The organism is Methanoculleus sp. 10 (assembly GCF_913757945.1).
In the GTDB taxonomy this organism is placed as follows: Archaea; Halobacteriota; Methanomicrobia; order Methanomicrobiales; family Methanoculleaceae; genus Methanoculleus.
This window is the reverse complement of the sequence record NZ_CAJYDP010000026.1, coordinates 1-708: the sequence shown is the minus strand read 5'-3', so window position 1 is coordinate 708 and position 708 is coordinate 1. Positions and strand designations below refer to the sequence as shown.

General features: G+C 59.5%; 1 pseudogene. It reads left to right on the top strand.

The annotated features are described in order from the left end of the window. A pseudogene (locus QZ408_RS14780) lies at nt 1-571 on the top strand (phenylacetate--CoA ligase family protein); the annotation flags it as partial. Nucleotides 572-708 lie beyond the last annotated feature (137 nt).

The following is a 708-nucleotide window of genomic DNA, read 5'->3' as shown; positions in this document are numbered from 1 at the left end:
ATACCACATCTTCCCCGAATACGGCGTCGTCGAACTGATCGGACAGGACGGCCGGCCTGTAACAACGCCGGGCGCGATGGGGGAGGTGGTCGCGACCAACCTCACCAACCTCGTCTGCCCCCTCATCCGCTACCGGACCATGGACGTTGCAGTCCTCGGGAAGGGGCCGTGCTCCTGCGGCCGGAACTATCCCCTCCTCGAGCGGGTGGAGGGGAGGGTCCAGGAGTTCATCGTGACGGGCAAAGGCGAACTCCTCTCCGGGATAACCATGAACATCGATACCGATGCGTTCGATAATGTTAAGCAGTTTCAGTTCTACCAGGAGAAGGTCGGGGAAGTCATCCTGAACATCGTAAAAAAGCCGACGTTCGGCGATCGGGATGCGAACTATCTCTACCAGGAGGTCGGCCGGAGTTGTGGCGACGACGTTACCATCACCATCAGGTACGTGGATACCATCCCGCTCACCGCCCGCGGCAAGTACCGCTACTTCGTCCAGAACATGCCGATACGCTTCGGCGAGCGGGAACCTGCGCAGAACGAGCATGTAGCCTCCGATATATCAGCCTGACCCGGGAGGTGGGTACGTGAAGGTCGATCTCTTGAACTGGGCATCGCATGCGAATCCCCTCACCATAAAAGCACTCACCCTGATCCCGTCCTACCGGGTATACCGCAGGATGTACGCGCTCCTGCAACAGTCCCGGT